This window comes from Trinickia mobilis, assembly GCF_017315705.1.
In the GTDB taxonomy this organism is placed as follows: domain Bacteria; phylum Pseudomonadota; class Gammaproteobacteria; order Burkholderiales; family Burkholderiaceae; genus Trinickia_A; species Trinickia_A mobilis.
In genome coordinates, this window is the sequence record NZ_JAFLRF010000036.1 from 1 (window position 1) to 16,188 (window position 16,188).

General features: G+C 69.4%; 18 protein-coding genes. 4 read left to right on the top strand and 14 right to left on the bottom strand.

Annotated elements, in window-relative coordinates:
• From J3489_RS29770 to J3489_RS29815, 10 genes are all read right to left on the bottom strand, one after another.
• Positions 1 to 218, bottom strand: a 218-nt coding sequence (locus tag J3489_RS29770) for a flagellar biosynthetic protein FliQ (RefSeq protein ID WP_207004414.1), incomplete at its 3' end; no start/stop codon positions are given.
• Positions 219 to 223: 5 nt separating this feature from the next.
• Positions 224 to 889: a type III secretion system export apparatus subunit SctR gene (gene sctR, locus J3489_RS29775; RefSeq protein WP_207004415.1), complete on the bottom strand. Its 666-nt coding sequence runs from the start codon at positions 887 to 889 to the stop codon at positions 224 to 226.
• Positions 890 to 901: 12 nt separating this feature from the next.
• Positions 902 to 1,975 carry a type III secretion system cytoplasmic ring protein SctQ gene (gene sctQ / locus J3489_RS29780; RefSeq protein ID WP_207004416.1) on the bottom strand — a complete coding sequence of 358 codons (1,074 nt, stop codon included), beginning with the start codon at positions 1,973 to 1,975 and terminating at the stop codon, positions 902 to 904.
• Positions 1,972 to 2,379, bottom strand: coding sequence for a hypothetical protein (locus tag J3489_RS29785; protein WP_207004417.1), 408 nt, complete (start codon positions 2,377 to 2,379; stop codon positions 1,972 to 1,974). Before J3489_RS29785 ends, sctQ begins: the two co-directional genes overlap by 4 nt.
• Positions 2,376 to 2,873, bottom strand: coding sequence for a hypothetical protein (locus J3489_RS29790; RefSeq protein WP_207004418.1), 498 nt, complete (start codon positions 2,871 to 2,873; stop codon positions 2,376 to 2,378). Before J3489_RS29790 ends, J3489_RS29785 begins: the two co-directional genes overlap by 4 nt.
• A complete protein-coding gene (locus J3489_RS29795; protein WP_207004463.1) occupies positions 2,851 to 4,260 on the bottom strand; it encodes a FliI/YscN family ATPase in 1,410 nt (469 codons plus the stop codon). Before J3489_RS29795 ends, J3489_RS29790 begins: the two co-directional genes overlap by 23 nt.
• Entirely contained in the window at positions 4,260 to 5,114 is an 855-nt protein-coding gene (locus tag J3489_RS29800) for an FHA domain-containing protein (protein WP_207004419.1), read from the bottom strand. Before J3489_RS29800 ends, J3489_RS29795 begins: the two co-directional genes overlap by 1 nt.
• A 75-nt stretch (positions 5,115 to 5,189) precedes the next feature.
• Positions 5,190 to 7,337, bottom strand: a complete 2,148-nt coding sequence (gene sctV / locus J3489_RS29805) for a type III secretion system export apparatus subunit SctV (protein WP_207004420.1) — start codon at positions 7,335 to 7,337, stop codon at positions 5,190 to 5,192.
• 11 nt (positions 7,338 to 7,348) lie between these two features.
• The gene (locus tag J3489_RS29810; protein ID WP_207004421.1) at positions 7,349 to 7,915 is read right to left on the bottom strand and encodes a hypothetical protein; all 567 of its coding nucleotides are present in this window, start codon (positions 7,913 to 7,915) and stop codon (positions 7,349 to 7,351) included.
• 502 nt (positions 7,916 to 8,417) lie between these two features.
• The gene (locus J3489_RS29815) at positions 8,418 to 9,689 is read right to left on the bottom strand and encodes a hypothetical protein (RefSeq protein WP_207004422.1); all 1,272 of its coding nucleotides are present in this window, start codon (positions 9,687 to 9,689) and stop codon (positions 8,418 to 8,420) included.
• A 279-nt stretch (positions 9,690 to 9,968) separates the two neighbouring features.
• On the opposite strand from J3489_RS29815, the gene J3489_RS29820 reads away from it, so the two are divergent.
• From J3489_RS29820 to J3489_RS29835, 4 genes are all read left to right on the top strand, one after another.
• Positions 9,969 to 10,547 (top strand): RNA polymerase sigma factor, encoded by a 579-nt coding sequence (locus tag J3489_RS29820; RefSeq protein WP_207004423.1) that lies wholly within the window; start codon positions 9,969 to 9,971, stop codon positions 10,545 to 10,547.
• A complete protein-coding gene (locus tag J3489_RS29825; protein ID WP_207004424.1) occupies positions 10,544 to 11,149 on the top strand; it encodes a GNAT family N-acetyltransferase in 606 nt (201 codons plus the stop codon). Before J3489_RS29820 ends, J3489_RS29825 begins: the two co-directional genes overlap by 4 nt.
• 1 nt (position 11,150) lies before the next feature.
• Complete coding sequence (locus J3489_RS29830; protein ID WP_207004425.1) at positions 11,151 to 11,393, top strand: hypothetical protein; 243 nt, start codon at positions 11,151 to 11,153, stop codon at positions 11,391 to 11,393.
• A 100-nt stretch (positions 11,394 to 11,493) separates the two neighbouring features.
• Entirely contained in the window at positions 11,494 to 12,951 is a 1,458-nt protein-coding gene (locus tag J3489_RS29835; RefSeq protein WP_207004426.1) for a secretin N-terminal domain-containing protein, read from the top strand.
• A gap of 521 nt (positions 12,952 to 13,472) precedes the next feature.
• On the opposite strand, the gene J3489_RS29840 is transcribed toward J3489_RS29835, so the two are convergent.
• From J3489_RS29840 to J3489_RS29855, 4 genes are all read right to left on the bottom strand, one after another.
• Entirely contained in the window at positions 13,473 to 14,084 is a 612-nt protein-coding gene (locus J3489_RS29840) for a hypothetical protein (protein WP_207004427.1), read from the bottom strand.
• Positions 14,077 to 14,862 (bottom strand): type III secretion system inner membrane ring lipoprotein SctJ, encoded by a 786-nt coding sequence (gene sctJ / locus J3489_RS29845; RefSeq protein WP_207004428.1) that lies wholly within the window; start codon positions 14,860 to 14,862, stop codon positions 14,077 to 14,079. Before sctJ ends, J3489_RS29840 begins: the two co-directional genes overlap by 8 nt.
• A complete protein-coding gene (locus J3489_RS29850) occupies positions 14,859 to 15,257 on the bottom strand; it encodes an EscF/YscF/HrpA family type III secretion system needle major subunit (RefSeq protein WP_207004429.1) in 399 nt (132 codons plus the stop codon). The genes sctJ and J3489_RS29850 overlap by 4 nt, the downstream gene beginning before the upstream one ends.
• A 68-nt stretch (positions 15,258 to 15,325) precedes the next feature.
• Complete coding sequence (locus tag J3489_RS29855; protein WP_207004430.1) at positions 15,326 to 15,526, bottom strand: hypothetical protein; 201 nt, start codon at positions 15,524 to 15,526, stop codon at positions 15,326 to 15,328.
• Between the last annotated feature and the right edge of the window lie 662 nt (positions 15,527 to 16,188).

Here is a 16,188-nt window from a genome sequence, read left to right on the forward strand (position 1 = left end):
AGTTGGAGAATCTCGACGCCCATCCAGCGCCCGCAGGCGAGCAGCACGGCCGAGATCGAGATCAGCTTGACCGCGAAGGGCAGCGTCTGGTCCTGGATCTGCAGCACGGTCAACACCAGCGACACGACGACCCCGAGCACGGTCGCGACCGCCAGCGCCGGCGCCGACAGCAGCGCGGCGAGCAGCAGCCCTTGTTGCAAATAGAAGATCGGGTCCATGAGGGTCAGCTCTGATACGACAGTACGAGCGCGTGGAGCAGCCGTCCCCAGCCGTCGAGGATCACGAACAGCAGGATCTTGAGCGGCAGCGACAGCATCATCGGCGACACCATCTGCATGCCGAGCGCGAGCAGCAGGTTGGAGACCAGCAGGTCGATCACGACGAACGGCACGGCGAGCAGGAAGCCGATCTCGAAGGCGGCCAGCAACTCCGAGACGACGAATGCGGGAATCAGCACCGGCCAGTCGCGTTCGCCTATGGCGCGCGCGCGCTCGGGCGGCCAGGCGCGGCTCGCGGCGTCGACGAACAGGCGTCGCTCGTCGCCGCGGCTGTTGCGAAAGAGGAATTCGCGCAACGGGTCGAGGACCGGGGCGAGGCGCTGTACCTCGGCCACGGTGCCGCGTAGCTCGATGCCGGCCGGGGCGGCGGCGATGCGTTCATAGCGCGCGAAACAGTCCTGCGCGACGGGCGCCATGATGAACAGGGTCATCGCGAGCGCGATGCCGTTCAGCGCGATGGTGGGCGGCGCCTGCTGGACGCCGAGTGCGTTGCGCACGAGGACCAGTACGACGGAGATCTTGAGAAACGACGTCGTCATCGCGACAGCGAGCGGCAGCAGCGCCAGCGCGCCGAGCAGCAGCGCGAGGGCGACCGGATCGGAGGGCAGCATGGCGTGTCCGGGTCAGGCTTGGCGACGGGGCAGCCACCGGGTGATCTGCACGGCGAGCGTGCCGTCGCAGTCGACGAGTTCGCCGTGGCCCACGGGCGCATCGTTCGCTTCGATCGACACGGCGGGCGGCAGTCCCTTGTGCAGTTTCAGATATTGGCCCGCGGCCAGCTCCCGCAGGCCGCCCAGCGTCACATCCAATTCGCCGATCACGAAGCGCAACCGGACCGGCACGCTATCGAGCACCTCCGGCTCCGTTCCGAGGTCGGCGTTGGCGGGAATCGCGTCATCGTCGAGGGTCGTTCCGTGGGGCGCGGGCGAGTGCCCGGCAGGGTTATCGAGGTCGGAGTCGTGTTGCTGTGTCATGGCGATATCGTTGATCTCGATGGTCCGGATGGCGAAAGCGTTGGCGGGGTCGTGCCAGTGCAGCGTCAGCGCCAGCGGCCCGATCCGTACCTGGCCGCGCCCGGCTGAATCGAACGCGGCGGTATCGGGGCGGAGCACGTCGCCGCGCCCCAGCGTTCGCAGGTGACCGGCCGGGAGCGTCAGGCTGCCGGCCACGACGGCGATGCGCGCGGGCAGTGCATCGAACGACGTTGCATGGCTGCGCGGCAGGCGGGTCCAGTGGCCGGCTTCCAGCAGCGAGAGCCACGTGGGCGGCGTCGCGCCGACCAGCACGGCGACGCTCGCGTCGTCGGCGCGGCAGTGAAGCCGCAGCCAGTGCGCGGCGGTGTCGACATGGCTGCCGGGGCCGGGCGGCTTAGGCATCGGGTGGCCGAGCAGGGTCGCGACGGGCTCGGGCAGCAGCGAGAATCCGGCGTCGAGCAGGGCCGCGGCGAGCGCCGCGTCAGTTCCGGCCGAGGCCGGGTCGACGCCGGTCAAGAGCGCGCACAACGGCGCTGCGCCGGCGATGGCGAGCGGCCCGTATGCCGTGTCGACCCGCACCGACGGATGCGGCGCGGGCAGGTGGCCGATGCCGTCGAGCGTCAGCGCGAAAGCGCTCGCTTCGGCGACATGGCGATGTGCGATACGCGTCGATATGTCGACGTCGTCCTGGGCGATGCGCCGGAGCATGGGGGATGGGGTCATGCCGATCCCCGCGGATAAACCGCCACCACGACGCGCAAGCCAAGCCGCCGCGCGAGCCGGCGTTCGAGTCCCACGCGTTCGCGTGCGAGCCAGCGAGCGGCTTCCCGCCTCGCCGCGCGAATCTCGATACGCAGCCCGGACGGCGCGGCGTCGATACGCAACCGCACGTCGCCGAGCGGCGCGAGGCGCAACCGCATCGCGCAGCGCGGCGCGCCTGCCGGCCAACCGAAGCGCGGGGCCGTCGCGTCGGCCACCCGGCACGCGAAGATCGCGGCGATACGCTCGCATCGCACGCGCCGCTCGCACGGCGACGGCACAGGGGCCACCGCCATGCGCCGCATGTCCGCCAGCGGCTGGAGCCGGTGCGCCGTCACCTGCGCAATGGAGCGAGGCGGCAGCTTCACGATGCAGCGCGCCGCGCGATGCGTTCGAGCGCCGCGTCGAGCCGCATCCTCGCGCGCGTCGCCGCATGCAGCACGCGGCGGCAATGGTCGACCTGCGCATCGTGGGCGGCGGCGCCGGCGCGGCAGGACGCCAACGAGCGCACTGCCTCGTCCACCGCGTCGCCGCATCGTGCGTGACGATGGCGCAAGCCGTCGAGCGCAAGGCGTTCGACGACTCGCCCCTCGCAGCCGAACAGCGCCACGGTCCGGTGCTGCTCGACCGCTTCCCGCGCCAGCATGAGCCCATGCTCGGCATCGGCGGCCTGTTCCCGCGCCCGGTCCAGGACGGCTTGCGCCTGCGAGCAAGCGCTCTGTGCGCGACGCTCGCGCATCGCTCGGATGGCGAGTACGCGCTGCAATGCGCGTTGCGCTCGCAACGACAGGCCGCGCGGCGCTTCGTCGAGCTCGTGCGACGCGGGTGTCGACGGCGATTCAAGCGAGGGAAAGGACGTCATGTAATGCCTCCAGGGTGTCGCGCCAGGGGGACGGGCGCTCGGTGTTCTGCCGCAGGAATTCGACGATGTGCGGGTGAAGGGCGATCGCGCGGTCGGCGTCGGCGTTCTCGCCCGGCCGGTATTCGCCCAGTTCGATCAGCAATTCGAGCTCGGCGTGCTTCGCCAGCGAGGCGCGCAATGCCGACGCCGACTGCGCATGGGCATCGTCGATCAGCGCGCGGGCGACGCGGCTCAGGCTCGCGAGCACGTCGACCGCCGGAAAGCGCCCGGCCTCGGCGAGCTTGCGCGACAGCACGATGTGCCCGTCGAGCAGCGAGCGGATCTCCTCGGCGAGCGGATCAGGCGCGTCGTCGCTCTCGGTGAGCACCGTGTAGACGGCGGTGATCGCGCCGGTTTCACGATTGCCCGCGCGCTCGATCAGGCGCGGCAACATCGCATAGACCGACGGCGGGAAGCCGAGGCGCGCAGGCGGCTCGCCGGCCGCGAGCCCGATCTCCCGCTGCGCGCGCGCAAAGCGCGTCAGCGAATCGACCAGCAACAGCGCATGGCCACCCTGCGCGGCGACGTGCTCCGCGATCGCGGTCGCGGTCTGCGCGGCGCGCACCCGTTCGATCGCGGGCCGGTCCGAGGTCGCGCAGACGACGGTCGCGCGAGCCGCAAGCGCCGGGTCGAGTTCGCGTTCGAGGAACTCGCGCACCTCGCGGCCGCGCTCGCCGACGAGCGCGAACACGATCGCATCGGCCGCGACACCGCGGGCAAGCGCCGCGAGCAGCGTCGTCTTGCCGCAGCCGGCCGCCGCGAACAGCCCGACGCGCTGGCCGCGGCCGAGCGTGACGAACGCGTCGAGCGCACGCACGCCGGTCGGCAGCGGGTCGACGATGCGCGGCCGGGCCGACGGCGATGGCGCATCGGCGACAACCGGGCGCGGCTCGGACAGCGGTTCGCCGGGGCCGGCCGGGCCGCCGTCGAGCGGCCGGCCGAAGCCGTCGAAGAGGCGCCCGAACATCCAGTCACCGCACTGGACCGCGTGCGCGCGGCGCAGCGCCACGACTTCGGTCGCCGGCGACAGCCCGTCCATCGGGCCGAGCGGCGACAGCAGGACGTCGTGCTCGCTGAAGCCGACGACCTCGGCCATCAACTCATGCACGCCGCCCGACGGATCGGACAACAGGCACAACTCGCCGATGCATACATTCGGCACGCGCGCGGCGAGCAGCGTGCCGCGCACCTGCAGCAACCTGCCGCGCGGCGTCGCGAGCGGCAGCGTCGCCAGCCGTCGAATGCAGGCGTCGCGCCAGGCCTCGCCGGCGGCACGGATCGCGGCGGTTTCGGCAGCGCCTGCGCTCGCGACGCCGCGGCGGGTAGCGGGATCGGGGCGAAGGCGCATCACCATGGCACGACGATCGGCGGATGGCCGGCGAAGACGACGGCGCGCTCGTCGATCCTGTCGACGGTCATGCCCATGAACGAGCTGCCCGGGTAGAGGCGCACGCCGCTGTCGGTGACGATGAACGGCTCCGCGCCGGCCTGGATCTGCGCCAACGCGAACGGCAGCGACGCAGGCGAGGGTGCTGCCGCGATGCGGTACATGAATTGCAGCGGCGGCAGGCGGCAAGCCTGTGCGCGAAACGCCGCGAGTGCGGCATCGAGACGGGTCTCGGCGGACCCGTCGAGTTCTCCCTCGATGCGCCAATCGCCGGGTGCGGCCACGAGCGTGAGCCGCTCGTCTATCGCGCGTAGTTGCGCGCGCAACTTTTGCGCGCACGCCGCGTCGCCGGCCGTGCGAGCCTCGGCGGCCCGAGGGGCGGGAACAGGTAGCAGCGTGCGCGAGGCAGGTGTCGTCTTCGCGTACGCGAGGGCGCCGATCCCCGCGACCAGCAACAGGGCGGCGACGGCTGACGCGGCGAGCGCGTAAGGCGCCCTGGCCCCATTCGCAGGCTCGGCCGCCGACGGCCGAGCGGCCGGCGCGGACCACGGCGCGTCTTCGGCGACGACGACGAGGTAGACGCCGCCGAGATCGACCGGCGCGCCTGCGGGCAGCGGGGCTGGCTCGCCGGCGTTGCAAAGCGACCAGCGCAATGCGCCCGGCTCGTCGCAAACCAGCGTCGCGTGGTGCGGCTCGATGCCGGGGTCGAGCAGCACCAGATCGTTGTCCGCGTCGCTGCCGATGCGCACGCTCGAAGCGTCGATCGGGAGCGTGGCGCCGCGATGCAGGCCGTTCAGGACACGTAGCTCAAGCATGGCCGTCGGCACGTGAGGCAGGGTGCGCTGCGCAGGCGAAGGCGAAGGCGAAGGCGAAGCTGTGGCCGCGCCGCATCAATCGACGTTCTCCATTCTGTTTTCCAACTGCAAATGGAAGATCGGCTCGACACGTTGCGCGGCCGACAACTCGGTGAACGACAGCACGTGAACATCGAAGAACTCGTCGACGAGCGGCATGCGGATGAGGCGCCGCAGATCCTGCGTCGTGACGATGACGGGGGCGGGCTGCGCGATCGGCTTGCCGGCGAGGTGCCGGCCGATCTGGTCCAGCAGGCTGCGCTGGGTATCCGGGTCGAGCACGAGAAACGCGCCGTGCGCGGTTTCCCGAACCGCGTCGCGCAACAGGCCTTCGAGCTCGGGGTCGATGAGGATGGCGCGCAGCGTCCCCTCGTGCGCGAATTCCGCGCAGATCTGCGGGCCGAGCGCAACCCGCACGTATTCGGTGAGCAGCGCGATATCGCGCTCGCGCGGCGCCCATTCGATGAGGGTCTCGATGATTTGCCGCAGGTTGCGGATCGACACGCGTTCAGCCGCCAGCCGGCGCAGCACGTCGGCGAAGCGCGGCAACGGCAGCGCCTTTTGCAACTGGGCGGCGGCCTCCGGCATCTCGCGCTCGATCCACGCGCTGAGCGCATGCGCTTCCTGGATCGTCACGAAACTCGCCGCATAACGGAACGACACGCGCTCGAAGCACGCGCCGAGATGGTCGTGCGCGGAGCACCGGTGCGCGGCGGGCACGTCGATCGCGTCGGCCTCGTCCTGCGTCAGCCAGAAGTGCGGCGCGAACGGCGCGAGGACGTCGTCGCGCCGCGCGTCGATGCCCGCCTCCCGCAGCGCAAGCTCCGGCGCGAGCGCGCTCAGCTCGCCGGGCCGCAGCCGGGCGCGCAAGACGGGCACCTCCTGCACCTCGATCACGTAAGCGTCGCCCGCGAGCGCGTCGTCGGCCTCGACTTCGATCTCCGGTATCGTGAGCCCGTAGCTCAGCACGATACGGTTGCGCACGCGGCGCATCGCGCGCACGAACGCATCGCTCGCCGGGTCCGCGTGCATGGCGGCGGACAGTTTCAGCACCAGGCGGCGCGCCGGCACGAAGCGCCGCAGGTCTTGATCGTCCGGGATCGGATCGTCGGCGCCGCGCGCGGACGCCGCCGCTTCTTCCTGCAGCGCCCAGCCCTTTCTCAACCGCCGCATGCCGATGAACGAGCCGCCGGCCGCGAGCGCGATGAAGACCGGCCACGGCATGCCGGGCACCAGCGCGAACAGCAGCATGATGCAGCTCGCCACCAGCCACGCCTGCGGCAGGGCGAGCAGCTGCGCCGCGATTTCGCGGCCGACGTTCGGCGCGTCGTCGCCGTCGCCGTCGCCGGGCAGCGCGTGGTGCGCGCCGCCACCGCCCGCGTCGCTGCGCGCGACGCGCGTGATGATCATCCCGGCGGCCATCGAGATCAGGAGTGCGGGGATCTGCGCGATCAGGCCGTCGCCGATCGTCAGCACGGAGTAGTGCTCGACCGCCTCGCCGACCGACATCCCGCGCTGCATCGTGCCGATCGCGATGCCGCCCACCAGGTTCACGAGGACGATCACGAGGCCGGCGATCGCGTCGCCCTTGACGAATTTCATCGCGCCGTCGAGCGCGCCGTGCATCTGGCTCTCGCTGGCCAGCATGTCGCGCCGCGCGCGCGCGGCGTCGGGGGCGATCAGCCCTGCGCGCAGGTCGCTGTCGATCGCCATTTGCTTGCCCGGCACCGAATCGAGCGAAAAACGCGCGGACACTTCGGCGACGCGCTCGGCCCCCTTCGTGATCACGAGGAACTGGACGACGGTCACGATCAGGAAAATGATCAGCCCGACCGTGAGGTTGTCGCCCGCGAGAAAGCGGCCGAACGTCTCGACGATTTCGCCGGCGTCGCCGTGGAGCAAGATGAGCCGCGTCGTGCCGATCTCGATGCCGAGCCGAAACAGCGTCGTCAGCAGGAGGACCGCTGGAAAGCTGGAGAAATGGAGCGGGCCGGGGAGGTAGAGCGACATCACGATGAGCAAGGCCGACGCGCCGATGTTGAGCGCGATCAATACGTCGAGCAGCGCGGTCGGCAGCGGCACGATCATCATGAACAGGATCGTCATCACGAGCGTCGCGACGACGATTTCCGAGCGCTGCGTGGAGATGCGCGCAAGCGCCCGGGCGACGGGGGGCGGCAACATCGCGGACGCCGTCAGCCGAGCGCCGAGCCGGCGCGCGGGCGAAGCTGCGCGAGCACCGCTGCACGGTCGCCGTCATCCTCCCAGTGCGACGGCGCAAGCTGCCGCAGCTCGCGCTCGACGGTGCGCCACCATGCGGCGTGCGCGCCGGCCGGCAGGCCGAGCGTCGCCGGCAGCTCGCGCAGCGCATCGGGGTCGAAGCCGGGGGCCGTCATGTCGAACAGCGTGCGCGCGAGCATGTGCCGCTGCGGCATCGGCGCATCGGCGAGCCGCGCGAACTGCGTGCGGATCCGGTCCGCCGCGTCGAGCGCCGCGCGCACTTGCGCGGCGTCGGCCATGCCGCGCAACAGGCCGTGCAGGCGCGCAAGCGGCGCCGAGCGCGGCAGCGAGGTCATCTCGGTCGCCAGTGCCTGCCGGAAGCTGCGCAGCGCGCCCGGCAGCTCGGCGTCGCCGAACCGGTCGACGAGTGCGATCAGCATGTCGAGCGCCGTCCCGTCTCCCGGCACGGTGCTCGCATACAGCGCGCGCGCGTTCGCGTGCGTCGCTCGTTTCCAGGTTGCGCGCGAACGAATCGACCGCATTCAGCGACGCGCGCAAGAGCGGCCCGTGCGCGTCTTGCAGCGCACCGGCCGCGCGCGCGAGCACGTGTTCCGCTTGCGTGTCGCCGTGCCGCCCGGCAAGCGCCTGAGCGCCCTTGACGAGCAGATAGCGGTAGAACGGTTCGGGCGTCTGGGCGGCCAGGCCGGCGGGCAGGTCGCCGGTCGCGCGCACGGTTGCGACGAGCGCCGCCGCGCGTTCGCGTTGCGCGCGTGCCGACGCGTCGCCGGAGAACAGTTGCCAGATGCGCTCGATTCTCGCGACCGTCAAGCGCTGCCGGTCGACGTGCGGATGGACGCCTTCGCCGGTTGCGTGCCGTTCGCGCTCGATGCGCTCGCCGAAATGCAGTCCGGCTTCCTCGGCGGCTTCCTGCGATGCGGGCGTGTCCGGTACCACGGGCGGCACGATTTGGGTTTGATACGGGGTGATGGACGAGTTGGACATGGTGTTTCCTGCTGCGTGTCGAGGCGTGCTGACGAGGTCGTGTCAACGACGCGTCGCGGTGCCGTTCAAGGTGCTATTTCTGAGTTCATGTTCGAGCCTGAGCAAGGGCGCCCAAGGCGCGTCGGACTCGGTGGGCGACGGATCGGGCGAACCGGGTTCGATGTCGGCAGGGGCGCTGCGCGCAGGAAGAAATCCGGCAAGCGTCTTCACCGTTTGCGTGAGCCGATCCATCCGCTCGGTCGCGGATTGCGCGGCGCTCGCATGGCTGAATTCCGGCCGGCCTCCCGAGATGTAGTGTTCGAGGACGCGCCGGTTTTCCCAGCCCGGCGTGACCATCGTGAAATCCGCCAGCGCCTTCAACAGGATCTGCTGGTCGGGCAGCGCCTCGCGCAGCATCGAAAAAAGCGTGGTCGGCGCCAGGGCCGCGAGCGACGCGGGCAGCCTGGGGCTCGCGGCGGTCGTCAGGAGCGCATGGGGCAGGTGGCGCGCGCTGTTCAGGACATCCTGTGCGTACCCGGCGAGCGCTTCTCGCGCGGGTCGTCTGAGGGCGTGCAGCTTTGCCCTGGTTTGCCGGATATCGCTCGCATCGAGCCAGCTCTGGCGAACCGGCTCTCCTCTTGCCGCCGCTTTTGCTTCGACGCCGGCACGGATGTCTCGGGCGGCCCAAGCCGTTGCAGCCATGCCGGCAACGGTTCGCATCAGGTAGTGCGGCCAGTGGGTCAGCTCGGCCTGGGCCGAGATGGCGTCGGCCAACATGTACGTGCCGACAAAATTCCTGAACGGCATGTCCGTGATGTGCGCATCGCCTTTTTTTCCTGAGAAGCTGACGGGGCCCGGTCCCGGCGGCGGGAGCGGTTGATAGCGCGGCCGCAGTCTTCCTGCCTCGGCTGCCTGGGCCACCGTCGGGTTCAGAACGGCCGACGTGATATTGCCCGCGAGCGGGGCGAGCATTTTGCCGGCCAGTGTGGTGCTGACGGAGGCGAGCGCGGTATTGACGGCGCCGCCCAGCGCAAAACTCGACAGGAACACGATGACGCCCGAGCCGACGGCGCGCAACTGATCGCGTGTTCTCGCCGTGCCGATCAGTTCGTCGATGTCGGCACGGCTCATTACGCCGAACTCACCCAGCATCGCGAGCAGCATTTCCGCATTTTCGTCGGTCAAGTGCGTGGCTGTCTCCTTCAGCCGATCCATCAATTCCTGCCGGACGATGTCGACGTCCACGTCGATCACGGTATGGGCGGATGCCGGGGCGGGCATCGGGATGGCAACAGTATAGGACTCCGTAGGAGCCGCTTCGGAAATTCGGTCCATGGCGAGGGTTCCGTCTGAACAGCGTGATCGGGATGGCTTGTCGTGTGTGCCGGCGCGTGCGTCGGCGGTTCCATTTCCCGCGCCGGGCGCGAGACGAGCCGGCTTCTCAATAGTTGCGCGCGCAAGCGCCGCCGATTGCCGGTTTCGAGAACGAATCGGCCGGTCTGCACCGGCTCGACGCCGGCCACGCGTGCTCATCCCGCATGGCACCCTTCTTGCCTAGACGAGTCGTCGATACGCGTTGTGTGATACGGCAACCACCGAATGGAGAGACGAATAATGAAGAACGACTACGCGTCGCCGCATGGCGGCGGCAGCCCGCAAACGAGCGAACGTCAACTCGACATAGCCGACCTCGCGTACCGCTTCGGTACGCGCCTGTATCGCTTCATCGCGCGGCGCGTGAATAGCCCGTCGGACGTGGAGGATCTCGTGCAGGTGACCTACGTGGAGGCCCTGCGCTCGCTCGAACGGTTCCGTGGGACAGCGATGCCGCAAACCTGGCTCTTCGGCATCGCGGTCAATGTCGTGCGCCATCACCGATCGCGCTCGCCTAATTTCCGCTTCCAGTTTCTCGACGTTGCCGAATGCCTGGATCTGCCGGCCGACGGCGCCGATCCTGCCGAGATGCATGCCCTGCGCGAAACGAACCAGCGCCTGCTCGAATTCCTCGCCGCGTTGCCGAAATCGACGCGGCAATTGGTCGAGTTCGTCTGCGTCGACGGGTTGTCGTACGAAGACGCCGCACAGCGCCTCGACGTGCCGGTCGGCACCGTGCGTTCGCGGCTCTCGCGCGTGCGCGCCAAGCTGCGCGAGCACCTTGGAGACCGCATCGATCCTCGGGAATTCAACACATGACCGGCGCCGGCATCGCATTGCAAAGCCTGCGGGCCGTGCTTGGCGACGGATGCCTGCGGCCGGCGGCCGAATCGGATGCCGCGCAGCTCGCGGCACTCCACAACGAGCGCGCAACGGACGGCCTGCATTCGCCTGGCGTCCCCTGGACCACGGACACCGCCCACGCCTTCATCGAACGCTTCGCGAGGGAGCGCTGGCCGCTGTGGGTTGTCGAGCGCGACGGCCAAATTGCGGCGTGGTGCTCGCTGCAGGCGTTCAGTTGGGCCAGCGCCGCCTGCGCGCACACGGTCGAAGTCGCGCTCCACATTGCGCAGCGCTGGCGTGGACGGGGGCTCGCCGGGCCGCTTGCGCGTTTCATCCTCTGCCTGGCCGTCGCGCACGGTTACCGGAATCTCGTCGCATGGGTGCTCGCGACCAACGGTGTTTCGAAGCGCGTCGTGTCCGCGCTCGGCGCGACCCGCTGGGGCACCGTGCCGGGACTCGTGCGCTCGGGCCGGCGCTTCATCGACGTCGATCTCTACGGCTGGGCGCTCGACACCTACCTCGACACGCCCCGCGGGCGGCGTCTGTTCACGCGCTTGTTCGGCGCACAAGGGGCATGACATGACCATCGAACGTGTTTTCGCCGGTTCCAACCGGCAGCAGCTGACCGATGCGGAGCGGCGCGTCGACGATACGGTGCGCGATGTCGCCCGCGTCAGCCGCACGCTGCGCCCCGGGGAGATCGGCGAATGGAGCCGCTACCTGGCCGCATTGCGCGCCGCGTCGCTCGCGAATTGGCAGGCGACAAGCGATCTGTCCATGCGCTTCAACCTGCTGAGGTCCGTGCTCAATGAAATGCGTTGACGGTTTTACGCGAAGGCTCGCACGCATGCGGCGGGCGCTCTGCGTCGGCCCAGCCGCGGCAACGTTTCTGGCAGGCGCGCACGCCGCATCGGGCGAGCCTTTGAACTGGACTGAACCCTACGCGTACCTCGCGGAGTCGACACCGCTCGCGGACGTGCTGCGCGCGTTCGCGAGCAGCCACGGGCTCGCGCTGAAGTTCGACGGCGCACTCCCGGCATCGCGCGTGAACGCGCGCATCCGCGCGCCGAGCGCGGCGGCATTCCTCGACCTCGTGCTGCCGCAGGGCGTCGACTGGTTCGTGTTCAACGGCGCATTGCACATCGGCGCCGGCGCGCGCCGCGTCGAGACGATCGATCTCGGCTCGCTCGACGTCGAGGACGCGAAACAGGCGCTCGTCGACGTGGGCTTGTTCGACGCCCGTTTCGGTTGGGGGCAAGCGCCGGGACGAGGCGTCGTGCTGGTGTCGGGGCCGCCCGCCTACGTCGCGCTGGTACGGCAACTGCTGGGCCGTTTGAAGCGCGAACACCCGCGGGCGCCGGCGGCGCGGAGCGCGGCACGCGAGACGATGGTGTTCCGGCTGCAGAACGCGTGGGCCGACGACCGGGACACCGTGATCAACGGGCAGCGCGTGACGGTGCCGGGCGTCGCCACGCAGTTGCGCGCGCTGATGCAGGGCGGGCGAACCCCCATTGAACCGTCGTCCGGGTGGGCGATGTTTCCCAATCTCTATGCGGCCTCTCAGCAACCGCCGCCGCTTCCGGACGGATGGCAGGCCGGCGGACCGGCGGCCCCCGCGCCGGCGGGCGAGGCGGAGCCGGCGATCGTCGCCGATGTTCAGACGAACAGCGTGATCGTTCGGGATGTCGCGCAACGGCGCAGCGAATATGAACGCCTCGTTGCGCAACTCGACGCGTGGGTGGCGCGCATCGACGTCGAGGCGGCGCTGCTGGAATTCGATCCCGCCGATGCGGCACGCGTCGAACGCGCGATCGACGGCGTCACGCCGGCACCTGTGCGCAACGCCGTATCGATCGATCGGCTGAAGGGCATCGCTGGGGACAAGGCGCAATGGACGTTCGAGCAACTGATCGACGCAGGCGTCGTGCGTGTGCGTTCGCGCCAGCGCTCGACGGTCATCGATCGATCCACCGCGCTGCTCGACCTCTCGGCGATGTCCGCGCAGGTGGCGGCGCCGGGCGGGGCAAGCCAGCCGCGCCTGCCGCCCGATCTCGCGTTGTGCGTGACGCCGACGATCGCGGGGCGCGCGGTGCGGCTGGACGTGGAAACGGTGTACCCGGCGACGGACGCCAAGGGCCCGCGGCCGTTTCCTTGCTCGGCGCGCGAGTCGGGCGGCCTACGTGCCGAGTTCGCCGTCGGCAGCGGCCAGCGGGTCCGCGTCGCGGGCGGCGGGATGGTCGATGCCACGCGCGGGTGGGCCGTCGTGGTCGTCGTGCGCGTGCGGCGCGCCGGCGCCGCCGGCGAGCGCGCTGATCAGCGCGTCGACCCTGATCGTCCAGTCGCCGGCAGCGGTGGCGAGCCGGCATTCGCCACACGCTAGGGACCGGTCCGCCCTGGCCGGCCAAGGCAGGGTCCGGCTGGACGGCAGCAGGTCCATGTCGTTCGCGTTGACGTGCAACGTCGCGCCGCTCGCGGGGCCCGCTGCCTGTTCGCTTGCCTCGCGCAACGCTTCGATCGCGAACGCGAAACGGGCTTCGCGAGGCAGCGCGTCGCCGATGTGACGCAGCGCGGTTGCGAGCGCGTCGTCGAGCAGCGGCGCGAGTGTTCCGATCAGATCGTTGCGCAGGTCGCGGTAGCCGGTCGCGAGCTTCATCGCATCGGCGGCGAAGCGGGCGTCCAGTTCGGCGCGCGCCGCGGCAAGCGCGGCGGTGCGCAGACGCGCGGCGCGCCGATCGAGCGTGGCGCGTCGCACGGCACGGGTGGCGCGCATGTGCAGTGCATCGGCGCGCGCGCGTGCGAGCACGCTATCCGCCTGCGTCAGCAACCCCAGTTCGGCAGCGCCGACGATCGGGCCCACGATGCTGTGCCCTTGCGGGAATGAGTAACGGCGCGCGATGAAGCTCATGCTTCGTTACGCTCATCGGCGAGAGCTTCCACCTGTCGCAGCAACGTGCGCCAGAGTCTCAGCAGATGCGCCGCATCGGAATCCGTCGCGCAAGCGAACCACGGGGCGGGCGGGGCCGCCGGCGGCAGCATCATGGCGATTCGCGTCAGCGCATCGGGTGCGTAGGCTTGGGCGAGCGCCGCCAGTGCCGCGAGCCCAAGCGAGGCCGCATCGGCATTGGCCGGCGCTCCATTGGGAGCCGGTGCGGCGAAGCACAGCGGACGAGCGGCCAGGTAGCCGAGCGCGCGCCGGGCGAGCGCGGGCGATACCGGCTGCTCATCCGGCCATGCCGCGCCCGTTGGCGGCGGCATGGCCCTGCGCACCGCCTGGCCGATCACGGGCGCGGCAGCGCGCAGCAACGCCGGGGCGGCGCACAGCAATGCGCCGACGGGCGCGTCCGGGCGCTGTCGCCAGCCCGGCGCCAGCGCGAAGCGGCGGCACCAGGCCAGGTAGAGGGTCCGTCGCTCGAATGGCGACGACGGCCAATGCACGGGCATGTGTTCACCCCATTCGCGGCTTGCCCAATGCCACGGCTCGAACCAGAATCGCAGCCACGCGGGATCATGCATCGGTAGTCGGCGCGTCGTGTTTGCCCGGGCTGCGCCCGCGCAGCCGGAACGACGTGCGTTGCATCACGTACCACGCGCCCGCGATGCTGCTTAGCACGAGACCGATGACGAATGCCCCGGTCGCGAACCAGCGCCGGACTTCGCGCTGCCGGCGCGCGGCGTCCACCTGCTGCGGGGGCATCGGCGTTTGCGTGATGGCCGCCGGCGACAGCACGACCGAGACGCCCGACGGCCCCGCGTTCGCGAGGCCCGGCAAGCTGTGGGCGACGAGCCGGTTGATCCGCGGCAGGGCGAGATCCAATGCGGCGTCGGGGCGATACTTGATGAACACGGCCGCCGACGCCACCGTCAACGGCTCACCGGGCGCGACGCGCTCGGGCAGCACGACATGCACGCGCGCGACCAGCACGCCGTCCATTTGCTGCAGCGTCCGCTCGAGCTCCTGCGACAACGCGTACAGATAACGCGCGCGCTCCTCGAGCGGCGTCGACACCATGCCTTCCTTGCGAAACACGCTGCCGAGCGTGGCTCGCTTGCCGGCCGGCTGCCCCTCTTCGCGCAGGATCTCGACCGCACGCGTGAAATCGCTCGCGTCGACGCGGATCGTGAAGCTGTCGCTGCGGACCTCCTTGCGGGCCACGATGCCGTAGCGGTCGAGCGTGGCGAGCACGTCGTTGGCCTCTTCCTCGTCGAGGTTTTGCCGCAGTTCGCTCTGCTGCCCGCACGCGCTCAAAAGGAGCGCGGCGCAGAGCAGCGCGGCTCGGCTCTGGCGGATCATTGCGCCCGCACGAGTTGGTCGACGGTTTGCGTGGCCTTGCCGATCACCTTCGCGACGAACACCGTGCTGACCGTGTAGTTCGATAACAGGCGCGCGGCCCGCAGCATCTGCGCCGGCGTGCCGGCGGGATTGCGCGCGTCGATGCGGACTGTGCGTTCGATCGCGCGGTCGAGCCCGGCGCGCTGTTGCGACAGTGCGTCGAGCCAGCGCAGTCCGCTTGTCCGGGGCTGTTGCGCCGCCGCTGCCGCGGCGAGTACCGCGGGATGGGATGCGGTGGCGACCCGGGCGGCGAGAAAGTCCGGGGCCGTGCCGGGGACGGCGCTCGCGGGAGCGCCGGCTTGCCCCGCGCGCGCCGGCGAAGACGGAGTTTGAACGACTGGGGGGACGGCGGTCATGGTGCAGCCTCGGCGACAGGCGGCCGGCACGGGGGAGCGGGACGCTCGCCGTGCCGGCGCAGGGGTTATCAGAAACGAATTTCCTGCATCGTTTTGCGTATGGCGGCGAGCATCTTCGAATGGGAATTGTGCGCGACGACGTGCATGGACGACGACGCATCGACGTACAGCTTGGTGCGCGACGCGTTGAGGGTCGCCGCCGTCGTGCGCTGCAGCGTCTTTTGCTGCGCGTCGACGATCGCGCGTGTCGCGAGAATCGTATTGAACATGATCGGGCCGGGTGGTTTCAGTTGGACGGTGCGGTACGTTGCACGTGTCTTGTGTAGGTGCCGCGAACGCGTCGGGCGTTCCAACGGAAATCGCCTGGATGGCGGCGCGCCGCATCCAGGCTATGTTCCAGAAATCGTTTTTCCGGTGTCGATCATCGGCCACTTCGCAATTCTTTCATGTCCTACGACATCCTGTTTGATTGAGATATTTCTTAGTTACATCAGTGAAAAATTAGAAAGAAAATAAAAATTAAAACGAAATGAAAATGTATTATGTGATGATGTCTTAATAAATTAAGTAAATGAGAGGAATCGCCATTTGTTTTGTATGATAAAAGCACTGGATTAGCGCGCATGAGCGCTCTGTCTTGGGCCGCCGCGACTCGATTAATCGTCCGTCGAAGTGGAACCAAGAGAGGCTGTTCGGTCACTTACCAAGGTGCCTCCCCGGTTCGCCAGGTAATACGCGAATTGTAGATTTTATTGATAAGTAGATTGCCGAAATTAATCTCTTCGAGTCGGATTCCGCGCTGCTTGCGGCGGGGGCTTGATCGCGATTGAGGCTAATTGGCTTTGCGCGCTTAAAGCGTGCGAGTGAAATGACCGCCAAAACAAAACGATATAAAGGAGTTCGAATGATCGTTGACAACGTCGCCCACAAC